The following is a 20,548-nucleotide window of genomic DNA, read 5'->3' as shown; positions in this document are numbered from 1 at the left end:
TTTTTTCTAAAAAATTCGAGTTAATCCCCTATTTTAAGCCTTTTATTGTAAACTTTATTTTAAATTATGTATAAAATAGTTATTTTAATTTTCTTTATGCTATACTGAATTTGTAAAAAATAGAAAATAGGAGGCAACAGATGACTAAAAAAGTAAAAATTGCAACAATAGGTGGCGGTAGTAGTTACACGCCTGAGTTGATGGAAGGCTTTATCAAACGATATCATGAATTGCCGATAAAAGAAATTTGGCTTGTAGATGTGTCAGAAGGTAAAGCAAAACAAGACATTGTTGGCAAAATGGCACAGAGAATGTGGGATGCAAGTCCTTACGATGTTAAAATCCACACGACACTGGATAGACAACTTGCTTTGAAGGATGCTGATTTTGTCACTACTCAGTTTCGGGTAGGTCAACTGGATGCCCGTGTTAAAGACGAGCGCATCCCTTTCTCCTATGGCCTGTTAGGTCAGGAAACAAACGGTGCTGGCGGCATGTTTAAAGCCTTTAGAACGATTCCTATCATTTTAGATGTCGTTGAAGATATGAAAGTGCTTTGTCCAGATGCCTGGCTAATTAACTTTGCAAATCCAAGTGGTATGGTGACAGAAGCAATCATCAGATATGGTAAATGGGATAAAGTAATTGGCCTTTGTAATGTCCCTGTCATGGCAAAAATGGGAGAATCTAAGACCTTAGGTATCCCTAAGGAAGACTTAATCTATAAATTTGCTGGCGTTAACCACTTTCATTGGCATAAAGTCGCTGATAAAAACGGCAAAGATATCACCTTAGACTTGATCGACAAACTCTATGAGGAAAATAGCGGCTTACCAAAAAATATTTTTGATGTTGCATTTTACAAAGAACAGTTAATCCAAATGAAGATGATTCCTTGTGGCTATCATCGTTATTATTACCGTGCTGAGGAGATGTTAAGACACGGGATAACAGAATATGAAAATGAAGGCACCAGAGCCCAACAAGTTAAAAAAATCGAACATGACTTGTTTGAACTCTATAAGGATCCAAATTTAAATTACAAGCCTAAACAACTAGAAGAACGTGGAGGTGCTTACTATTCAGATGCTGCATGTGAAACTATTGCCTCTATTTATGCCAATAAAAATACTGAAATCGTCGTCTCAACCAGAAATGACGGTGCGATTCCTGATTTACCCGCAGAATGCGTTGTAGAAGTGACAGCTTACGTAGGCGCTCAGGGTGCAAGAAATGTGGCATTTGGCGAACTACCTACTGCTGAAAAAGGCTGGTTACAAGTCATGAAAGCGATGGAGCTATTAACCATTGAAGCTGCAGTTACTGGAGATTATGCGACGGCCTTACAAGCATTTACCATTAACCCGCTAATTCAGTCAGGAGAGACTGCTAAGCAAGTCATGAATGAATTATTTATTGCGCATGAAGCACATTTGCCTCAGTTTAAAACAACCATCGACAAACTTAAATCAGAGAATATCACGATTAAAGATGACCTTGTTAGAGATATGTGTTCATCATAATGGCGCAAATTGATCCGAATTACTAGTTGATTAATTTTCCTTGATTTTGTAATCCATAGCACATCTTAAAGTCATCAAAGCTCAACTACTTGATTAGCAAGAAATGAGAAAACACCTGCCTCACTTTTCTTAGCAAAGTGAGGCAGGTGTTTTTACTTTGTTTCATATGTTTTCTGAGTGGCGTAATTAGCTTTACTCTCTTGTGTCCTAATCTTTACTGTAAAAATCTACTAAGATACCCTTTATATACAAGTATAGTCATAGTTTAAAAATAAGTTAGTATCTCCTCAGTCATTGTCTAATCAGAGATGCTTGTAGACGTGATGTCATAGTCGACGATATCAACAGATTCACTCACTAGGGCAGGATATTTTCAACATATAATACGTATGTATTTCTGTATTATAAATAACATAAATTATGTTATACTAAATGCATGTATGAAATAAATAGCGTACATTGAGTATAATAATGAATAGATTCAACAACAAATTAGGAATAGGCATTCGATAATGAAATGACAGAAGTTGTTATAAGTGAAGAGGCTAAAAAAGTATTTAAAACCGGACTGAGAAATGTAGATCCGAAAGGCTTAACTTTAGAAGGTATAATTAAATCATATAAAATTAATTACGATAGTATAGAACATATTTAAATCAGGATACTAATACTGGGTAAGTTAGAGGGAAGTGGTTGCAGCTATGGAAAAATTGGAAAATAAAAAGGTAATCGTAATTTTTGTAATAATCATTTTGTTGATTATAGGAATTGGAGGAAAGTTGTATATGAATAGACAAGCGCTTAATGATGAGATGGTAGCAGTTGTCAAGAGTGATGAGGCACATAAAATAGTTGAACATGAGGTAAAAAGCTTAGATGAAGAAGCTTTCACACCTGAAGGTGTGATAAAATCTTATGAGATTAATTATAAAAGCATTAAATATAATCCTATGGGGTCTATTATGTTTGATGTTATTATAAATAGGGATAGTAATTTAGTAGTTAGTTGTTCTTTAAATAAGCGTTCAGGAATTTTAAGTAGTGGAGGAGTTGTATTATCTGAAAATTTAGTCGGACTCACAGAAAGAAAGGGCGGGTAATTATATGGATGATGAGAATAAAATGAAAATTGCAGAAAAAGAATATGAAAATCTTAAACTGAATCAAAAGATAAGAATTGACAACCAAACCATAGGCTATGTTTCAGACGTCGTTAACAATAAAGCAACTGGAGAACAGGCCTATATCATCACTGATGGCAATCCCAAAACACAAAAAATTAAAGACATTAAAAATGTTACCGTTCTTTATAGGGGGTCATCTGCCACTATAAAAGAACCTATGGATAGTTTGACAGACTGGTTAGATAACAATCTAGACATTGATAATCAACTCTCAAGCGTTAACCCGCTTCCAAAAACACCAACAATACAAATGATCTCGTCTGCTAAAACCTTAAATAAATACATGGACAAATATTCAAATGCAAAATTTGAAGTTTATGGGCATTCTCAAGGCTCAACTAATGGCCAATATGCGTTAAGTGCATTGGATTCAGAAGATAAAATTAGCCGAATAAAAGGGGCTTTTCTTTATGAAGGCCCTAATGCCTATCTCATGTTAAATGATAGGCAAAGAAAGACGGCAAAAAAATTAAAGGATAAGATTTTCAATTTTGTTGACGATAAAGATTTTGTCACAATAGGTTATGGTAATACAGAGCAACTCTGGAAAAAGGTGACTTATATGCCTAACCCTAAACACATCGGAACGTTAATCAATGTCGCATCTAAAAAGGCTAAAGATCTGGTTGCGCAACATATGTGGGGTGGATACGTTTTAAAAAAAGGTGTGTTGCAGGTAAGACCAGAAACTCTTGCTGCTTTTGAGAAAGCTAAAAATAAGCTGATGCTAGCAAACATGTTAGAGGAATTGGATAGTATATCTGTGAATCTGAAAAGAAGTGGTGGTGGCCTATCTACTAACGAAAAAATTTATTTAGATAGTGAAGCAGCACGTATTGTTGTACAGAAAATATCATCAGATTATAAAATTGCCACTGACAAATTGATCAGTATCTATCAAAAAGCGATCATTGAAGCACAGGAACTCTGGCAGAATACCTTGTATGAATCAAGAAGTATGGGCCCTTTGTTAACTGAGTGGGAAGTTCGGGACACCTTGCAAATGACAGGTTTTACAGAACAAACAATCATTACCAATCCTTGTGATACCTATCAAGATAAACTTAACAAAATCATGACAGTAGCTTCAGATTTTGATAGGTTGACAAATGAAATCACTGCTAAGATATCTGAGATTGTGCAAAGAGACAGAGATCTTGCTCATCAACTGAAAGGAATCTAGCGATGCATCCAGAAGAACACCTAATATTAGCTTATAAAACAAAGCGTGCCAACCTAGAAAATGAAGAAGACCAAATCAAAAACTTCCAAAGAAAAGGCGATCGAGAGATTGAACAATTAATTTATGAACTAGATATTAGCCTTAGAAATCAGGAATTAGATGGTCAAACGGTATCCCTTCTTCGTCAAGAACTCTATAAAGCACAAGAATCTTATAACGAAATCATCCGAAAAGAAAAGCATAAATGTCTTCAAAAATTAGAAGATAACGAACTAGATTACCGTAAAAAATTAAGTCAAATGAATTAGGAGGGGACTTATTTAATGGATATTTTAGAACAAGCACTAATAGACTTACAAAAACAGATTCAAAAAAGTACGAATTCTGGCACATGGGTTTTATAGAAACAATACTAGCTTAAAGAATGCTGACAAGGTTAAAAAAGACAAAAAAGCTGAAGTAGGGGAAGTTAAATCATCTTTGAGCGGGTCATCTGATGCCCTCTCTCATTCAGTTAAAGGGGCATTCGGTGAAAAATTAACCACTACCTTAGACAAGCAAAAACAACTGCTAGATAGTCTATAAACTAATAATCTACGGTGGGGAAGCAATTACGTCATCGTTTTTTTGCTACAAAAATCCTAATAAACACAAGATAAAAAAGTTATCCGAAGATAACTTTTTTATCGTTACTTAATATATTTTACGGTTTTCCATCGCATAGTCAGCAGAAGCGTATCTGATTAACTATCAAATTGACTTTGATAGATGCTGCTATACATGCCATCTTGTAAAAGTAAGTCATCATGTGTGCCGTGTTCAACGATTGAGCCTTGATTCATAACGAGGATCAAATCAGCATTTCGAATCGTTGATAGTCTATGCGCAATGATGAAACTTGTGCGATTTTCCATCGCTTTTTCCATGGCACTTTGGATCATCAACTCTAAACGTGTATCGACGGAACTTGTCGCTTCATCAAGGATTAAGATTTTGGGATCACCGACAAGTGCCCGAGCAATGGTAATCAATTGTTTTTGACCCTGTGACACATTACTTGACTCTTTATTGATGAACGTTTCATATCCTTCAGGAAGTGTGCGAATATAGTGATCGACGTTGGCAATTTTGGCAGCTGCTATAATCTGTGCACGTTCAGCATTATCGGTACCAAAGGCGATATTATCAGCAACTGATGCTGCGTATAGCCAAGGGTCTTGTAAAACCATACCAAATAGTGAGCGTTCTTGTGGTTTACTCATCGTTTTAATATCAATAGTATCAATACAGATCGAGCCAGCATTGATATCATAAAATCGCATTAGTAGATTGATCAAGGTTGTTTTACCAGCACCAGTAGGCCCTACGACAGCAACCATGCTACCAGGTGCGATATCGATATTCACATCTTGCATTAAAATTTTATCTGGAGAGTAGCCAAATTTAACGTGATTAAAAGTAACTTGTCCTGTCATATCTGATAGGTTAATATCAGGATTGTCAACTTGCTGTTTTTCTTCTTTTGCATCTAATAATTCAAGGACACGTGAAAGTGACGCGATTGCAGCTTGAATGACATTTGATAGTTGTGTGATATCACGTATAGGGGATGAAAATTGCCAGATATATTGGATGAACGATTGTAAAGCCCCGATATCAAGAGCAGCTGAGAGGACGAAACCGCCGATAACTAGGGGGTTACGTAAGACAGTAATGCCCATCACTAAAAAGATTAAGATATAGGCAAGATTTAGGATACTGCTTAGTAGCGGATTAATCACGCTTGAGTTAAAGTTTGATTTAAAGCCAGTTTGCTGAATAGATTCAGTGATCTCATTAAATTTTTCTTGCATATGTTCTTCTTGATTGAACAATTGGACCACATCATGCGAAGAGAAGGTTTCTGTTGTAAAGCTATTCAAACGGCCTAATTCATTTTGAAGTTTCATGAATTTTGGCTGTGCTCGTTGGAATAATTTTCGATAAATGATATAGACCAATGGGAAAATAATCAAGGCTAACAAACCAAAGAATGTTGAGCGGATAAACATGAAGACTATACTAAAAAATAGGGTCAGAAAAGCAGCAAAAATTTTGATGATACCTTGTTGTAGCGCAACGCTTACGACGTCGACATCAGTCGTAATCCGGCCTAGAATATCACCTTGTTTATGCGTATCGAAGAAAGAAACGGGTAATTTATTCAGTTTTTTCTGGATATCTGAACGGATATCATACATCCCCTTCTGGATGACATCGATCAGAAAATAATTGGCACAATAATCACTAATGGCATCTGTAATCCCACAAACCGCTATAATAATGGTAATGATCATAATATAGTGGAGATTGATAGGTGTATTGCCCAGGACATTAGCTACTAATTCAGAGATGATAAGCCCGATAAGAAATGGCTGTGCAGAGCGAGCGAAGGTATAGAGTATCGTTAGGAAAATCGATAAATTAAGCTTTAATTTATACTTAGTCATATATGGTAAAAGGCGTTTGATGTCTTTCATATTGCTAACTCCTCCTCTGTTAATTGTGATTTTGCGATTTCTTGATAGATCGTATTTGTGCTTAACAACTCTCTATGCGTACCTGTACCAACGATTTGTCCCTCATTTAGGACAATAATTTTGTCGGCATTTCGAATGGTACTAATACGTTGTGCGACGATGATCATAGTCGTCGTTGCTAATTCTTGATTTAAACGACGACGTAAGTTCGCATCAGTCTTATAGTCAAGTGCTGAAAAACTATCATCAAAGAGGTAAATCGGCGCTTTTTTAACGAGCGCACGTGCAATACAAAGGCGTTGTTTTTGACCACCAGACAGATTGCTGCCACCTTCAGCTAATACTGTATCGTACTGTTCAGGCAGACTATCGATAAAGGCTTTAGCCTGTGCAATTTCGACAGCAGATGCCAAGTCCTCATCAGTTGCAGATTGGTCGCCAAATAAGAGATTTTCTCTAATCGTGCCAGCGAATAAAGTTGCTTTTTGTGGCACATAACTTATTTTTTGACGTAAGGCCTGTAATTGATAGTCTCGGACATCGACGCCATCAATCAGAATTTTACCTTGGCTGACATCAAAAAGTCGCGGAATCAAGCGTGCAAGTGTTGATTTTCCGCTACCTGTACTACCGATAAAGGCAATAACTTGACCAGGTTCAGCAGTAAAGCTGATATCATCGAGGACACGTTCTTCAGACCCATCACCATAAGAAAAAGACACATGATCAAAGACTAAGCGACCGATATGTTCATTTGACTGAACACCATCAGGATTTTCTAAAATCGTCGGTTTGGTATTAAATATCTCTTGAATACGACTTGTCGACACTTCAAAACGTGGGTATAAGATCAGTACATTGCCAAGCATCAAAAAAGAAAATAAAGCATGGAAAATATACTCGATGAAACCAGATAGTGACCCAACTGAAAGTTGACCTCTACTGATATATAAGGAACCCAGATTGATCACTAAGACAAGGATAGTACAAAAAACAATAGAAAAAATCGGGCTAATGAATGCGAGTTTTTGATACATCTCATCAGAAATATGTCTGTAAGTCGTGTTGAGTTCAGCGAAACGATTCGTTTGAAATGATTCCTTATTAAAGGCACGGATGACACGTAATCCTGTCAAATTTTCTCGCATATTTTGATTAATATTATCTAGTCCTTTTTGTTGCTTAGCTGATAAACGATGGACACGTTTATTGATAAAGTAAACAGCGATAAAGATGATAGGCGTCATGCCGATACTAATCAGCGCAAGCGGAACATTTTGTCTAAAAATCAAAACAAAGGCACTGGTTAACATCAAGGGCGCGATAAAACCGGTTCTAAGGATCAGCGTCAAAAATTGCATAATCATATAGGCATCATTACCTGTGTTAGTAATCAGTCTTGACACGCCAAACCTTTCATAATCATCTGCTGAAAACCTTTGAATATGAGTAAAGAGATCATTTCGAATATCTCTGACAATCAGTGATGTGACACGATCAATTGCATAAGCCATGATTAAGAGTAAGATAAGGCCTACAACCGCACAAATCAGCATTTTTACTGCAAGCGTGGTCATATATGCTGGATTCCGACCATCAAAGTTATTACTGATACCTTGGGCAAGTAAAGTTGGAATGCCAAGTTCAATCACAATGAAGCCGAAGGCACCGATGAGGTTTAGCAAGAGAAAGTGCTTGTACCTCCATAGATATTTAAGAGTTAACGCCATAAAAAAAGTCCTTTCTTGAAAATAGGGATTTTTGGGTACAAAAAAAGTGTGAATATCATGTTACCATGTGCCTCCCACTCTCCATAGGTTTATAAAGTTACCTAAACTGTTTTATTTGATTGTGATAGACACCGAAAAGTGTTATCAATAATTATTATAACGTATTTATTGTGAATTGTCTAGTGCTAAAATTGTCACGTTTTTTTAGGAGATGAAACAAGGCCATTTGAGGAAAGAAGAAGCGGCCTATGCTATAGTCATATAAAAAAACCTATCACATCGACGTGATAAGTATTTTTTATATTAATCAAAGTTATAATCATCATCACTCATGGCCTCAACTTGTCCAAGGAGGTAACCATTACCTACTTGAGAGAAGAAGTCATGATTGGTCGTACCTGTTGATAGACCGTTCATCACGATTGGATTGACGTCTGATGCAGTATCAGGGAACAATGGGTCAAATCCTAAGTTCATCAAAGCCTTGTTGGCGTTATAGCGCAAGAATGTCTTCACATCCTCTGCCCAGCCAAGTTGACCGTAAAGATCATCTGTATAGATTTCCTCGTTAGCATAGAGATCGTACAAGAGGTCATAAGCCCAAGACTTAAGTACTTCTTGTTCCCCATCTCCTAGCTCATCAAAGCCAAGTTGGAACTTATAGCCGATATAAGTGCCATGGACAGACTCGTCACGGATGATCAACTTAATGATTTCAGCGACGTTGGCAAGCTTGTTATTGCCAAGATAGTAGAGGGGCGTGAAGAAGCCACTATAAAAGAGAAAAGTTTCTAAAAATACTGAGGCGATTTTTTTCTCTAATGGTGTCCCATTTTGATAAATCTTATTAACGGTTTGCGCTTTATACTGGAGGTTTTCATTGTCATCAATCCAGGCAAATATCTCATCAATTTCAGTCTTTGTATTCAATGTCGAGAAGATAGACGAATATGATTTGGCATGGACAGATTCCATAAACTGGATATTGTTTAGGACAGCTTCCTCATGTTGCGTGCGTGCATCAGCACGAAGTGAGTCCATACCTGTATCTGATTGGACGGTATCAAGTAGCGTCAGGCCACCAAATACATGACTGACTAAGTTACGTTCTACATCAGATAAACTGCGCCAGTCATCTAAGTCATTTGATAGCGGGATCCGTGTATCCAACCAAAACTGTTCAGTCAACTTTTCCCAAGTTGATTTATCGATTACATCCTCGATATTATTCCAGTTGATGGCTTTGGTGTAGTTTGGATTTGTCATAGTTTAAACTTTCTAAATGTCTGAGCAAATAACTCAGGTTGGTTAGGTGTTAGCATAAGTCGTCCAGATGAATTAAATCACACAAGACTCACATTGGTTAGCGCCAACTTCATCCCCATTATCGGTAAAGGTACGTACATAATAGATCGATTTCACACCTTTATGGTGGGCATAGTTACGTAAGATATTCAGATCACGTGTTGTTTGCTTAGTATCTGTTTTCCACTCATAGAGACCTAGTGGTATTTCACTACGTAAGAACAAGGTCATCGATAAGCCTTGGTCGACGTGCTTAGTTGCAGCAGCATAGACATCGATGACACGACGCATATCAAGATCATAAGCACTCACATAGTAAGGGATCGTGTCAGTTGCTAAATCACGTGCAGGATAGTAGATTTTACCTGTTTTCTTTTCTTGACGTTCTTCAATACGTTGTGTAATCGGGTGGATACTTGCTGATACGTCGTTAATGTATGAGATAGACCCATTTGGTGCAACAGCAAGACGGTTTTGATGATAAAGACCTGTTGTCATGATGTCTTTACGGAGTGCTTGCCAGTCAGCAGCAGTTGGGACATGAATGCCGTCAAATAAGCTAGCGACTTTATCAGACAAGTTTTTATCTTCGATATATTGCTCGAAGTAGCTACCATCTGCATATTTTGATTGCGCAAAGCCTTCAAATGTTTGCTTCATTTTACGGGCAATGTTCATCGATGATTTAAGCGTATAGAAATTCAATAGCATGAAATAAATATCTGTAAACTCGATAGATTCTGGTGAGCCATAAGCGATATGATGTTTGGCTAAATAAGAATGTAGTCCCATCGCGCCAAGGCCAATCGTATGGGCTTTTTTGTTACCATTTCTGATGGTTGGTACAGCATCGATATCAGAGTTATCTGTAACGAATGTGAGTGCCTTCACCATGCTATCGATCGATTTTTCAAAATCAGCTGTCTGCATGAGGTTAACCACGTTTGTCGAGCCAAGATTACATGAAATATCTGTACCCATTGTTTGGTAACTTTGATCATCATTAATCACAGAAGGACTTTGGACTTGTAGGATTTCAGAACACAGGTTACTCATGACAATCTTCCCATTAATCGGGTTAGCACGGTTTGCGACATCGATGTTGATGATATAAGGATAACCAGATTCTTGTTGCAGTTTAGCGATTTCTTGCTCTAAGTCACGGGCACGAATACGGTATTTCTTAACTTGATCATTGGCAAGTAAGTTGTCGTATTCAGCTGTCATATCGACATAGCTAAACGGTTTACCGTAAAGGCGTTCGACATCATAGGGGCTAAATAAGAACATGTCTGAATTCGTGCGAACAAGTTCATAGTATTTATCAGGCACTGTAATACCGAGTGATAGCGTTTTAACACGAACTTTTTCATCTGCATTCTCTTTTTTAGTAGATAAGAAAGCCATGATATCAGGATGAAAGACGCTAAGATAGGTCACACCAGCACCTTGACGTTGGCCAAGTTGGTTAGAGTAGGAGAAGCTGTCCTCATAAAGTTTCATAACAGGAACAACCCCACTTGCGGCATTCTCGATGCCCTTGATAGGGGCACCAGCTTCACGTAAGTTAGACAGGTTAATCCCAACACCACCACCGATACGTGATAGTTGGAGGGCTGAGTTGACAGAGCGTCCGATACTGTTCATATCATCTGTTGCTTGGATCAAGAAACAAGATACTAATTCACCACGACGCGAACGACCAGCATTTAAAAAGCTTGGTGTTGCAGGCTGGTAGCGTTGGTTGACCAATTCATCAGCTAGTGATTCAGCCAGCTCCGTATCGCCATCAGCGAAGTAGAGGGCATTCATCAAAATACGATCTTCGATGTTCTCGAGATAAAACTCACCATCATTTGTTTTTAAAGCATACTGCTGGTAAAACTTATAGGCTGCCATAAATGATTTGAATTGGAATTCTTGAGCATAAAGCCAATCAGATAGAGACGTAATAAAGTCAATACTGTATTTTTTAATAAAAGCGGTTTCAATATAATCGTTTGCGATTAGGTAGTCGATTTTTTCAGCGACTGATGCAAATGCTTTGAGGTTAGGTTTAACATTTTCCTCAAAGAAAGCAAGAAGTGCTTCATGATCCTTGTGCAATGGAATTTGTCCATCAACCGGAATATTAATTTCATTGTTGAGACGGAAATAAGTCACGTCCTTCAAAGTTTTAAGAGACATAAATTCAATAACTTTCTAAGATAGCGTTAACAGCAGCGACATCTTCCGTCGTTCCGTTAAACTCGAAATCATATAAAATAGGCACATGAAATTCAGCTGACATATCCTTAGCAGAATAAATATAAAACTCAGCAAAATTTCTGTTACCACTCGCAATAATACCTTGACAAAAACTTGCATTATCAGACATAAAATCCCAAACCTCTTGTAAGATATCTTTTTCATAGGTTGGGATAATTAAAATAAATGGTTCTGATAATGTGAGTGTATCGGAAATAAGATTTACCCTATTTTCTGATAGGTTCAGTTTTTTGACAAATCGTGAGACTTGTCTGGTGACACTATAAAAAGCAATGTTCATATTAGTTTGGCTAATTCAGCAGGACGGAAGCCAGAAAATGACAGGCTATCCTTGACAATAATCGGTGCAGCCATGAAACCCATCTCTTTGACTTGTTCGATATATTGTGGTTGATCATCAATATTAATCTCATTAAATTGCACAGCTTTGTCTACCAGCCATTTTTTAACCATGTTACATTGCATGCAATTATGCTTTGAAAATACTGTTACCATATTCGGCACTCCTCTTTGTTTGATATACCTTATTATTCTATCAATAAAAAAATATCTAGTCAACACTTTTAACTAGATATTGTGACTTTTAATTTTACAGACCACTATATATTGTGTTTTTGATGGGTAAGGTTCAAACCGAAGTTGAAGACATTTTCAGATTTATTGCGTATTCTTGTGATGTTTTCACGGTGCCTAAAGATGATAAAACAGGCAAGAAAGAACATGATAGCCGTAAACATCCAGTCATAAGAGGTGAGAATCAGATGAAGTGACGGGAGAATTAAAACCAAAATACCTGCACAAGCAGCACCTAAGACACTGGCAAATGAGACCATACTCGTCAAGTAAAAGGCGATGATAAAAATAACACCTAACAGGACGACAAACCAGGGGCTGTAACCCAGTAAAAATCCAGCAGCAGTAGCAACAGCTTTTCCACCTTTAAAATGATTAAAGATAGAAAAGGTATGCCCCAAAACAGCAAACAGACCAAATAAAGCGGGTGAGACTGTCTCTATGCCGAACATCAGGGGAAGTAGTGTCGCAAGTGTCCCTTTTAGCAGATCAAGTATAAAAACGACAGACCCTGCCTTTTTACCCAAAATACGAAAAGTATTTGTTGTGCCGATGTTACCAGATCCATAGTTCTGGAGGTTCTTATGGAAAAAGAATTTCCCTATCCAGAGACCAGACGGAATGGAGCCTAATAAATAGGCGACTATTAATAATAATATCGTTGTCATCTCTATATTATAACAAAAAATAGGTCGATTTGACATCATCTATCAAAAAATATATACTGGTGTTAGGTAAAAAGACTAACGAACGTAAAAGGATGACATATGACACTTTCTGAAAATATCAAACGCATAAGAGAAATGCAAAACTTATCGCAGCGTGAGCTCGCCAAACGACTTGGCGTAGCCAATACGTCTTATTTTGCTTGGGAACAAGGGACGTCTAAACCAAAGCAAGCAAATTTAGACAAATTATCCCAAGTGCTTCACGTCACGCTAGATGAGCTTTTAAAAGATAAAGCTTCAGAATTATTGCAGACATTTAACCAGCTCACTGACGATAGAAAGGAGCATGTGATGGCTTATACACAAGACCAATTAACAGGACAAAAAGAAGCGAGTAAAGAAAAAGTAAGGCAACTCTTTCCTTATAAAGTACGTGAAAAATTATCAGCCGGAACTGGTTTTTCCTACATGGATGATGGTAGCTATGACACAGTGTACTTTGATGCAGAGATGTGCTATGATTTTGCCAGTTGGGTATATGGCGATTCGATGGAACCTGTGTATGAAGATGGGTCAGTTGCTCTTATCAAAGATACGACTTTTGATTATGATGGTGCGATTTATGCGATAGACTGGGACGGGCAAACCTATATCAAAAAAGTTTATAAGGAAGCGGGCGGCTTAAGACTCGTTTCTATTAATGATAAATACCAAGATAAGTTCGCTCCCTTTGATGAATCTCCTAGAATTGTCGGTAAAATTATCGGTAACTTCTATCCAGTTGATGTGTAAATCTCCTCAAAAAAATGTATACCAATAATTAACAATTAACACTTGACATTATCATTTCTTTTGTATATCATACATATATCGGGTTGATGGATTGTTTTATTGACCTATACCAATTTTAAAAAGAGGATATAGTATGTGTGGAATAGTAGGCGTTGTCGGCAGTAAGAATACCCGTGATATTTTGATGCAAGGGTTAGAGAAATTAGAATATCGTGGCTATGATAGTGCTGGTATTTTTGTAACAGATAATAATCAGCATGCAACATTGATCAAATCAGTTGGTAGAATTGCTGATTTACGCGAAAAAATTGGCATGGATGTAGCGGGTACTTCTGGGATTGGCCATACACGTTGGGCAACACATGGTAAACCATCAGAGAGTAACGCCCACCCTCACCAATCTGCAGATCACCAGTTTGCTTTAGTGCACAACGGCGTGATTGAAAATTACCTAGAGATCAAACGCGATTATTTAGGAGATGACCAGTTCATCGGAGAGACTGACACAGAAATTGCCGTTCATCTCATTGCAAAACTGGCTAAAGAAAACAACTTGAGCACAGCTGATGCCTTCAAACAAGCACTCTCTATCATAGAAGGATCTTATGCTTTTGCCTTGATGCATGTATCAGAACCAGATGTGATCTATGTTGCAAAAAATAAATCACCGCTTCTGATTGGGCTTGGTGATGGCTACAATATGGTGTGTTCAGATGCCATGGCGATGATCCGTGAAACAAGTGAATTCATGGAGATTCACGATAATGAACTTGTTGTCTTGACAAAAGATCATGTTGAAATTCAAGACATTGACGGTAATATTTTGACACGTGAGTCTTACACAGCAGAGTTAGATATTTCTGATATCGGTAAAGGGACATATCCATTTTACATGCTCAAAGAAATCGATGAGCAACCAGCTGTTATGCGTAAACTGAGTCAAGCCTATACTGATGCTAAAGGTCATGTCACAGTTGATGACGCGATTATTAATGCATTAGTTGCATCGGATCGTATCTATATCATCGCAGCTGGTACCTCTTATAATGCAGGCTATGCCAGCAAATATTTATTAGAAGAGTTGACTGAAAAACCAGTAGAACTTGGTATTTCATCTGAATGGGGCTATAACATGCCACGTCTTTCTAAAAACCCATTCTTTATCTTCTTATCTCAGTCTGGTGAAACAGCTGATAGCCGTCAAGTTTTGGTCAAGGCTAACGAATTAGGCATTCCTTGTCTAACCGTTACAAACGTACCAGGTTCAACCTTGTCACGTGAGGCAAGCTTCACCATGCTTTTACATGCTGGTCCTGAAATTGCGGTTGCATCGACTAAAGCATATACTGCACAGATTGCTGCCTTAGCTTTCCTAGGTAAAGCAGTTGGTCTTAAAATTGATAACAAAAAAGCGATTGACTTTGATGTTGTACATGAATTATCTCTTGTGGCACAGTCTATCGAAGCAACCTTGTCTGAAAAAGAGTTGATTGAAAGCAAAGTAGCAGGATTGCTTGAGACGACGCGTAACGCCTTTTATATCGGACGTGGACAAGATTACTATGTATCGATGGAAGCAAGTCTTAAGCTAAAAGAAGTGTCATATATCCAGTGTGAAGGATTTGCAGCAGGAGAATTAAAACATGGGACGATTGCCTTGATTGAAGAGGGAACACCCGTTATCGCCTTGATCGCTAATAATGCAAAAGTAGCTGCGCATACACGTGGTAACGTATCAGAAGTTGTTGCACGTGGGGCAAATGTGGTGACGATTGTTGAACAGGATATCGCTAATGCCGATGATGACATCATCACAAATAATGTGCATCCTTACCTATCAAGTATTTCGATGGTTATCCCAACACAGTTAATTGCTTATTATGCAAGTTTACATCGCGGACTAGATGTGGACAAACCACGTAATTTAGCAAAATCAGTAACAGTTGAATAGCAAGAAAAAAACAGTCTTGTAAAAAGATTGTTTTTTCTTGACAGATTATTTAGTAAGTGCTATTATAATAAGTGTACTTAAGTGAATGTAAAAAAGGAGATATTATGAAATTTAGTTTTGAGGCATTGACAACAGCCACACCAGAAGCAGTGTGGCAGCACTACGCAGACGTGAATAACTGGTTTGGTTGGGAAGATGACCTAATCGCGATTCACTTAGATGGGCCATTTGAAAAAGGGATTTCTGGTGAAATGACCTTAACTGGCATGCCACCCATGTCTTTTGACTTAGTTGAGGTGACAAACAATCGTAGTTTTTGTGATGAGACAAAAATTCCTGGTTTAGGCTCATTATTTTTTAATCATGAACTGACGGCTACAGAACAGGGGACGATCATCAAACATAGTGTTGAATTCATTAGTTTAGAAGCTAGTGATAGTCAAGAGCAACTTGGCTTTTTAACACAAGTATTTTCAGATGTGCCAGAATCGATTTTTGCCTTAGCTAAAGTAGCAACAAGCAACTGATGGCATTTGATTCAAAGTATGCTGACAATGCTGGAAAATCGATTGGACTTTCTTTTATAAAAGCCTATAATATTTGGCATCGAAAGATAAAAAATAAATTAGGTGATCTAGGTCTGACACATCCCCAGTTTGTTGTGCTAGCATCGCTCGGTTATTTGGCGCAGCAGCAAGAGGAGGTTAAGCAAATAGATATCGCCAACAACGCTGACATAGATGTCATGACCTGTTCTACGATTGTTAGAAATCTGGAAAAGCTTGCCTTAGTTTATCGTTGTACATCAAAACAAGATACACGGGCCAAAGTGCTATCGATTACTGATGAAGGTAATCAGATACTCAGTCAGGCCTTGAGCATTGTTGAAGGTGTAGATACAGCTTTCTTTGCAGTTCTTGATGATGATCAAGCTGTCTTTAATCAGCTTTTACAAGAATTGATTGCTAATGGGAAGTAGGGCGACACTAGCATAACTGATGGCCATAAGTTCAAAAATAAAAAAGCAATCTCTCCAATTTATTATCAGAGGGATTGCTTTTTTTGGTATAAACCAGCTTAGGAGTCAACTTTTCTTTTACTATCCAAGACTTTTTGACCTTTTTGCTCATCTGCTAAAATCGTTTCAAAACCAGGAATACTTACTTCTGGATATTTTTGGCTTAGGGCATCACAAACAATCCGATAGGCAAGCCTGACATTTCGTGAAAGCAGTGGTCCGTGGAAGTAAGAGCCATAGACATTCTTATAATGCATACCTTCAGTGCCATCTTCACTGTTATTTCCCTGCCCTGTAATGACACGACCAAGCGGTTTTTGACCTTCAGCCAAGAAAGTGCGGCCTTGATGATTTTCAAACCCATAGTAAGTTTCATTAAATTCATCATTATGAATTTCAATATCTCCAATGAAGCGATTGTTCTCTTGACTTAAGGTGTAATGGCCCATAGCAGAAATACCTTTTAGTTTTTGGCCACTTGCATTGGTGTGGTACTGTCCAAGAAACTGGAATCCACCACAAATTGCCAACATAACACCATCAGCTTCAATGAATTTCCTTAATTCTTCTGCCTTAGTTGGTAAATCTTCACTGACAATAAGTTGTTCAAAGTCTTGTCCACCACCAAAAAATGCCATGTCATAGTCGGAAGCATGGAAGTCATCTCCGAGAGATACGATGTCAAATGTCATCTTGACACCAAGTTTTTCTCCGACATACTTGAGCATCAAGATATTCCCATTATCACCATAGGTGTTCATGAGGTCACCATAAAGGTGGGCGACACGTAAATTATAAGGAAATTCTCCGGTAGATTGGATAGATGTATAGGTCATTTCATTTCTCCATTCACATAATGGCGATTAGCCAATAACTCACGCATCTCAAGCATGGCAGTATAGGTTGCCAGGATATAAACGTGATCAGTAGTGTCTTGTTCAATCAAATCCAGAACATCAGAAAGTTTTTCACTTTCAATGATTTTGTTTTCATCGAAACCAGAAACACGAATCCGACGTGCCATCTCACTATGTCTAATGCCACCTGTGATGATATGACTGACCTTAAGCTCATTTATTAATTCAAAATTGGCATCCCAGATCCAGCTTGTATCGATCCCATCAGCATAATTTGCATTTAGTAAGGTCACAAGGGTAAAGGGATACGGTGCTAATTTCATCATATCTAAGACTTGATTAGCACCAACTGGATTTTTAATCAGGACAAGGGTACAGGTTTTATCTCCAACTTTAAACGTTTCTTGGCGACCAAAAACAGCGTGGGAGTTCTCAAATCCTTTTTCGATGACAGCTGGTGCGACATCAAAAAATTCAGCTACAGAAACAGCAGCTAAGGCATTATAGATATTATATAAGCCACCGACATTCACTTTATAATTGGCATCATCTATGACAAAGCTAGCCGACGTATTGGTAATACTTGTTAACTCAGATAAGCGATAATCTAATTGTGGTCGTTTGAAACCACAGTTTTCGCAGATATAGTCTCCCAAATTCGCATAAGTATTCATCTTGTATTTTAAAATCTGATGGCACTTTGGACAAACGATGCCTTCTGTATTATAGTGAGCCCGAAGTGGTTCATGCGTCTCATGATCAAAGCCATAATATTTGACCGGATTAACTAATGTTTTTGCATTAAAGAGAGGGCTATCACCATTTAACAAAACAGTTGCCTTTGGTGCTTTAGCAGCACCCTTGATGATAAAGTCATAAGTTGTATAAATTTCTCCGTAACGATCCATCTGATCACGGAAAATATTGGTAAAAACAAATAGGTCTGGCGTAATATAATTTGTAACCGCTGGCAGACTAGCCTCGTCTATTTCAAGAACAGCTACCTGTCTTCCTGACTTTTGTCGCTTGGCAGAAAGAAAGGTAGACACGATGCCAGTTATCATATTAGCACCTGTTGTATTGGTCACGATATGACCGAAGGCATTTTCAAGAATGCCAACGGTCAAAGCAGTTGTTAGGGTTTTACCATTTGTTCCCGTGATTACAACGATTTCATAGTCACGTGCAATCGTATCAAGAATATTAGGATCAATTTTTAGTGCTAGCTTACCTGGAAAGGTAGAGCCACGTTTAAAAAAAGTTTGTAGGATAAATTGGCTTGATTTCCCAGCCAAAATCGCTAAATTAGATTTCAATGTCATGTCCTTATTTTACCACATTTTATGTTAAAATTAATTTATATGTAACTAACTTTTAGTGGAGGATTTAACATGACTGAAATAAAAATAATAGGGTTTATTGGGCTAGGTGTCATGGGGCATGCGATTGCAGAAAATCTGCTTGCTGATGGCTATGACCTTTATGTTTATAACAGAACAGCATCAAAAGCAGATGATTTAGTCGCGAATGGTGCAAATCTTGCAGCAACCCCGAAAGCAGTTGCTGAGGCAAGTGAGCTGATCATCACCATGGTGGGTTACCCGACAGATGTAAAAGCAGTCTATTTTGATAAATCGACAGGTATTTTCTCAGGTCTATCAGCAGGTAAGCTTGTCGTTGATATGACAACATCAACACCGACCTTGGCTAAAGAAATAGCTGAAAAAGCAAGTGAGCTAGGTGCACTAGCCCTAGATGCACCAGTTAGTGGTGGCGATATTGGTGCTAAAAATCGGACTTTGACGATTATGACTGGCGGGGATAGACTTGCCTATGATCGTCTTGTTGATATCTTTAGCAAGATTGGCAAGAAATCACAGTACTTTGGTGCAGCAGGTAGTGGTCAGCATGTCAAAATGGCCAATCAAATCGGCATTGCAGGGACGATGACGGCGCTATCAGAATTGCTAGTTTATGCCAAGGCAGCAGGATTGCCGCTAGATGATGTAATTGAGACATTATCTGCTGGTGGTGCTAATACTTGGTCATTGACAAACTATGGCCCGCGTATCCTGAAAGCAGATTATTCACCTGGCTTTTTCGTCAAGCATTTCATCAAAGACTTGAAAATTGCTTTAGAAGAGTCTGAGAAAATGGGCTTGACTTTACCTGCAACACAAGGCGCTTTAAGTTTATATGAACAATTAGCCGACAAAGGCTATGAAGATGCCGGTACACAATCGCTAATTAAGCTTTGGTGGTCATAAACCACTTGATCTAAATGGTAATCTGCATATTTTACATAAATTAATATATGTAAAATACGAAAATGTAATAAAAAAGGTACAACAATAAAATGAAAATAAGACCCTTAGAACGAAATGATTTACCCTTTATCCATCAGTTAGACAACCATAAAATGACGATGGCACTCTGGTTTGAAGAACCGTATGAATCGATAGATGAATTAACAAGCCTCTATGACAAACACATCCACGATAATACAGAACGCCGATTTGTGATTGATTTAGATGGTGAATTTGCTGGAGTGATTGAACTAGTTGAGATTGACTATATTCATCGGACAACTGAAATTCAGATTATCGTTAGAAAAGCTTATCAAGGGCAAGGACTTGCCAAAAAAGCCATCCGTAAAGGACTTGACTATGCCTTTAATATGTTAAATATGCACAAGGTGTATCTCTATGTAGATGTTGATAATCAAGTGGGGATTCATATTTACGAAGGCGTTGGGTTTGTCAAAGAAGGGATGATGCGACAACAGTTCTATGCAAATGGTGCCTATCATGATAGCTTATTCATGGGTATTTTTAAGGGTGAAGTAAGGCCGTAATTGATAGGAGAGAATTAAGTATCTTATCTAGTTGTTAACAGGCGCCAAAACAAGCCAAAAATGATTGCATTTAAAAAACAGAAGATGCCTTCTGTTCAGACTGAAGACAAAATACGTTAAATT

The 20,548-nt window shown here is 37.8% G+C and carries 20 protein-coding genes; 11 read left to right on the top strand and 9 right to left on the bottom strand.

Translation table 11 applies throughout. From position 1 onward, the window contains the following. Positions 1-140: 140 nt before the first annotated feature. The 5 genes from RU86_RS06270 (at position 141) to RU86_RS06250 (ending at position 4,198) form a co-directional block, all read left to right on the top strand. Positions 141-1,523, top strand: a complete 1,383-nt coding sequence (locus RU86_RS06270; RefSeq protein WP_096814567.1) for a 6-phospho-beta-glucosidase — start codon at positions 141-143, stop codon at positions 1,521-1,523. A 517-nt stretch (positions 1,524-2,040) separates the two neighbouring features. After that, positions 2,041-2,178 carry a DUF1310 family protein gene (locus RU86_RS06265; RefSeq protein WP_096814566.1) on the top strand — a complete coding sequence of 46 codons (138 nt, stop codon included), beginning with the start codon at positions 2,041-2,043 and terminating at the stop codon, positions 2,176-2,178. A gap of 46 nt (positions 2,179-2,224) precedes the next feature. Next, positions 2,225-2,623 carry a DUF1310 family protein gene (locus tag RU86_RS06260; protein ID WP_096814565.1) on the top strand — a complete coding sequence of 133 codons (399 nt, stop codon included), beginning with the start codon at positions 2,225-2,227 and terminating at the stop codon, positions 2,621-2,623. A 22-nt stretch (positions 2,624-2,645) separates the two neighbouring features. Next, positions 2,646-3,890 carry a hypothetical protein gene (locus RU86_RS06255; protein ID WP_245810487.1) on the top strand — a complete coding sequence of 415 codons (1,245 nt, stop codon included), beginning with the start codon at positions 2,646-2,648 and terminating at the stop codon, positions 3,888-3,890. 2 nt (positions 3,891-3,892) lie between these two features. Then, positions 3,893-4,198: a hypothetical protein gene (locus RU86_RS06250; RefSeq protein ID WP_096814563.1), complete on the top strand. Its 306-nt coding sequence runs from the start codon at positions 3,893-3,895 to the stop codon at positions 4,196-4,198. A gap of 435 nt (positions 4,199-4,633) precedes the next feature. On the opposite strand, the gene RU86_RS06245 is transcribed toward RU86_RS06250, so the two are convergent. The 7 genes from RU86_RS06245 to plsY all read right to left on the bottom strand — a co-directional run bounded on the left by RU86_RS06245 (position 4,634) and on the right by plsY (position 12,953). Next, positions 4,634-6,409: an ABC transporter ATP-binding protein gene (locus RU86_RS06245; protein ID WP_096814562.1), complete on the bottom strand. Its 1,776-nt coding sequence runs from the start codon at positions 6,407-6,409 to the stop codon at positions 4,634-4,636. Further along, positions 6,406-8,139 (bottom strand): ABC transporter ATP-binding protein, encoded by a 1,734-nt coding sequence (locus RU86_RS06240; RefSeq protein WP_096814561.1) that lies wholly within the window; start codon positions 8,137-8,139, stop codon positions 6,406-6,408. Before RU86_RS06240 ends, RU86_RS06245 begins: the two co-directional genes overlap by 4 nt. A 303-nt stretch (positions 8,140-8,442) precedes the next feature. Continuing rightward, the gene (gene nrdF / locus RU86_RS06235; RefSeq protein ID WP_096814560.1) at positions 8,443-9,405 is read right to left on the bottom strand and encodes a class 1b ribonucleoside-diphosphate reductase subunit beta; all 963 of its coding nucleotides are present in this window, start codon (positions 9,403-9,405) and stop codon (positions 8,443-8,445) included. 72 nt (positions 9,406-9,477) lie between these two features. Next, the gene (gene nrdE / locus RU86_RS06230; RefSeq protein ID WP_096814559.1) at positions 9,478-11,631 is read right to left on the bottom strand and encodes a class 1b ribonucleoside-diphosphate reductase subunit alpha; all 2,154 of its coding nucleotides are present in this window, start codon (positions 11,629-11,631) and stop codon (positions 9,478-9,480) included. A gap of 4 nt (positions 11,632-11,635) precedes the next feature. Beyond that, the gene (gene nrdI, locus RU86_RS06225) at positions 11,636-11,992 is read right to left on the bottom strand and encodes a class Ib ribonucleoside-diphosphate reductase assembly flavoprotein NrdI (protein ID WP_096814558.1); all 357 of its coding nucleotides are present in this window, start codon (positions 11,990-11,992) and stop codon (positions 11,636-11,638) included. Beyond that, positions 11,989-12,207, bottom strand: coding sequence for a glutaredoxin-like protein NrdH (gene nrdH / locus RU86_RS06220; RefSeq protein ID WP_096814557.1), 219 nt, complete (start codon positions 12,205-12,207; stop codon positions 11,989-11,991). The genes nrdI and nrdH overlap by 4 nt, the downstream gene beginning before the upstream one ends. A 104-nt stretch (positions 12,208-12,311) precedes the next feature. Beyond that, complete coding sequence (plsY, locus tag RU86_RS06215) at positions 12,312-12,953, bottom strand: glycerol-3-phosphate 1-O-acyltransferase PlsY (RefSeq protein WP_096814556.1); 642 nt, start codon at positions 12,951-12,953, stop codon at positions 12,312-12,314. A gap of 99 nt (positions 12,954-13,052) precedes the next feature. Between plsY and RU86_RS06210 the strand changes: the two genes are divergently transcribed. From RU86_RS06210 to RU86_RS06195, 4 genes are all read left to right on the top strand, one after another. After that, on the top strand, positions 13,053-13,745 hold the full coding sequence (locus RU86_RS06210) for an XRE family transcriptional regulator (RefSeq protein WP_096814555.1): 693 nt from the start codon (positions 13,053-13,055) through the stop codon (positions 13,743-13,745). A gap of 133 nt (positions 13,746-13,878) precedes the next feature. Next, positions 13,879-15,696 carry a glutamine--fructose-6-phosphate transaminase (isomerizing) gene (gene glmS, locus RU86_RS06205; RefSeq protein WP_096814554.1) on the top strand — a complete coding sequence of 606 codons (1,818 nt, stop codon included), beginning with the start codon at positions 13,879-13,881 and terminating at the stop codon, positions 15,694-15,696. A gap of 104 nt (positions 15,697-15,800) precedes the next feature. Beyond that, complete coding sequence (locus tag RU86_RS06200; protein WP_096814553.1) at positions 15,801-16,223, top strand: SRPBCC family protein; 423 nt, start codon at positions 15,801-15,803, stop codon at positions 16,221-16,223. Next, a complete protein-coding gene (locus RU86_RS06195) occupies positions 16,223-16,675 on the top strand; it encodes a MarR family winged helix-turn-helix transcriptional regulator (RefSeq protein ID WP_096814552.1) in 453 nt (150 codons plus the stop codon). The genes RU86_RS06200 and RU86_RS06195 overlap by 1 nt, the downstream gene beginning before the upstream one ends. Before the next feature lie 98 nt (positions 16,676-16,773). On the opposite strand, the gene gatD is transcribed toward RU86_RS06195, so the two are convergent. Next, positions 16,774-17,550, bottom strand: coding sequence for a lipid II isoglutaminyl synthase subunit GatD (gene gatD / locus RU86_RS06190; RefSeq protein ID WP_096814551.1), 777 nt, complete (start codon positions 17,548-17,550; stop codon positions 16,774-16,776). Continuing rightward, positions 17,547-18,893 carry a lipid II isoglutaminyl synthase subunit MurT gene (murT, locus tag RU86_RS06185; protein ID WP_096814550.1) on the bottom strand — a complete coding sequence of 449 codons (1,347 nt, stop codon included), beginning with the start codon at positions 18,891-18,893 and terminating at the stop codon, positions 17,547-17,549. The genes gatD and murT overlap by 4 nt, the downstream gene beginning before the upstream one ends. 69 nt (positions 18,894-18,962) lie before the next feature. Between murT and RU86_RS06180 the strand changes: the two genes are divergently transcribed. Beyond that, positions 18,963-19,838, top strand: a complete 876-nt coding sequence (locus tag RU86_RS06180) for an NAD(P)-dependent oxidoreductase (protein ID WP_096814549.1) — start codon at positions 18,963-18,965, stop codon at positions 19,836-19,838. Between the two features lie 89 nt (positions 19,839-19,927). After that, a complete protein-coding gene (locus tag RU86_RS06175; RefSeq protein ID WP_096814548.1) occupies positions 19,928-20,425 on the top strand; it encodes a GNAT family N-acetyltransferase in 498 nt (165 codons plus the stop codon). Positions 20,426-20,548 lie beyond the last annotated feature (123 nt).

It is taken from the genome of Pseudolactococcus piscium, from assembly GCF_002441695.1.
In the GTDB taxonomy this organism is placed as follows: Bacteria; Bacillota; Bacilli; order Lactobacillales; family Streptococcaceae; genus Pseudolactococcus; species Pseudolactococcus piscium.
This window is presented reverse-complemented; position numbering and strand designations above follow the sequence as displayed.

What these genes read in the sequence shown, in the direction of transcription:
- RU86_RS06270 (WP_096814567.1), top strand. Translation starts at nt 141, where the DNA reads ATGACTAAAAAAGTAAAAATTGCAACAATAGGTGGCGGTAGTAGTTAC.
- RU86_RS06265 (WP_096814566.1), top strand. Translation starts at nt 2,041, where the DNA reads ATGACAGAAGTTGTTATAAGTGAAGAGGCTAAAAAAGTATTTAAAACC.
- RU86_RS06260 (WP_096814565.1), top strand. Translation starts at nt 2,225, where the DNA reads ATGGAAAAATTGGAAAATAAAAAGGTAATCGTAATTTTTGTAATAATC.
- RU86_RS06255 (WP_245810487.1), top strand. Translation starts at nt 2,646, where the DNA reads ATGAAAATTGCAGAAAAAGAATATGAAAATCTTAAACTGAATCAAAAG.
- RU86_RS06250 (WP_096814563.1), top strand. Translation starts at nt 3,893, where the DNA reads ATGCATCCAGAAGAACACCTAATATTAGCTTATAAAACAAAGCGTGCC.
- RU86_RS06245 (WP_096814562.1), bottom strand. Translation starts at nt 6,409, where the DNA reads ATGAAAGACATCAAACGCCTTTTACCATATATGACTAAGTATAAATTA.
- RU86_RS06240 (WP_096814561.1), bottom strand. Translation starts at nt 8,139, where the DNA reads ATGGCGTTAACTCTTAAATATCTATGGAGGTACAAGCACTTTCTCTTG.
- nrdF (WP_096814560.1), bottom strand. Translation starts at nt 9,405, where the DNA reads ATGACAAATCCAAACTACACCAAAGCCATCAACTGGAATAATATCGAG.
- nrdE (WP_096814559.1), bottom strand. Translation starts at nt 11,631, where the DNA reads ATGTCTCTTAAAACTTTGAAGGACGTGACTTATTTCCGTCTCAACAAT.
- nrdI (WP_096814558.1), bottom strand. Translation starts at nt 11,992, where the DNA reads ATGAACATTGCTTTTTATAGTGTCACCAGACAAGTCTCACGATTTGTC.
- nrdH (WP_096814557.1), bottom strand. Translation starts at nt 12,207, where the DNA reads ATGGTAACAGTATTTTCAAAGCATAATTGCATGCAATGTAACATGGTT.
- plsY (WP_096814556.1), bottom strand. Translation starts at nt 12,953, where the DNA reads ATGACAACGATATTATTATTAATAGTCGCCTATTTATTAGGCTCCATT.
- RU86_RS06210 (WP_096814555.1), top strand. Translation starts at nt 13,053, where the DNA reads ATGACACTTTCTGAAAATATCAAACGCATAAGAGAAATGCAAAACTTA.
- glmS (WP_096814554.1), top strand. Translation starts at nt 13,879, where the DNA reads ATGTGTGGAATAGTAGGCGTTGTCGGCAGTAAGAATACCCGTGATATT.
- RU86_RS06200 (WP_096814553.1), top strand. Translation starts at nt 15,801, where the DNA reads ATGAAATTTAGTTTTGAGGCATTGACAACAGCCACACCAGAAGCAGTG.
- RU86_RS06195 (WP_096814552.1), top strand. Translation starts at nt 16,223, where the DNA reads ATGGCATTTGATTCAAAGTATGCTGACAATGCTGGAAAATCGATTGGA.
- gatD (WP_096814551.1), bottom strand. Translation starts at nt 17,550, where the DNA reads ATGACCTATACATCTATCCAATCTACCGGAGAATTTCCTTATAATTTA.
- murT (WP_096814550.1), bottom strand. Translation starts at nt 18,893, where the DNA reads ATGACATTGAAATCTAATTTAGCGATTTTGGCTGGGAAATCAAGCCAA.
- RU86_RS06180 (WP_096814549.1), top strand. Translation starts at nt 18,963, where the DNA reads ATGACTGAAATAAAAATAATAGGGTTTATTGGGCTAGGTGTCATGGGG.
- RU86_RS06175 (WP_096814548.1), top strand. Translation starts at nt 19,928, where the DNA reads ATGAAAATAAGACCCTTAGAACGAAATGATTTACCCTTTATCCATCAG.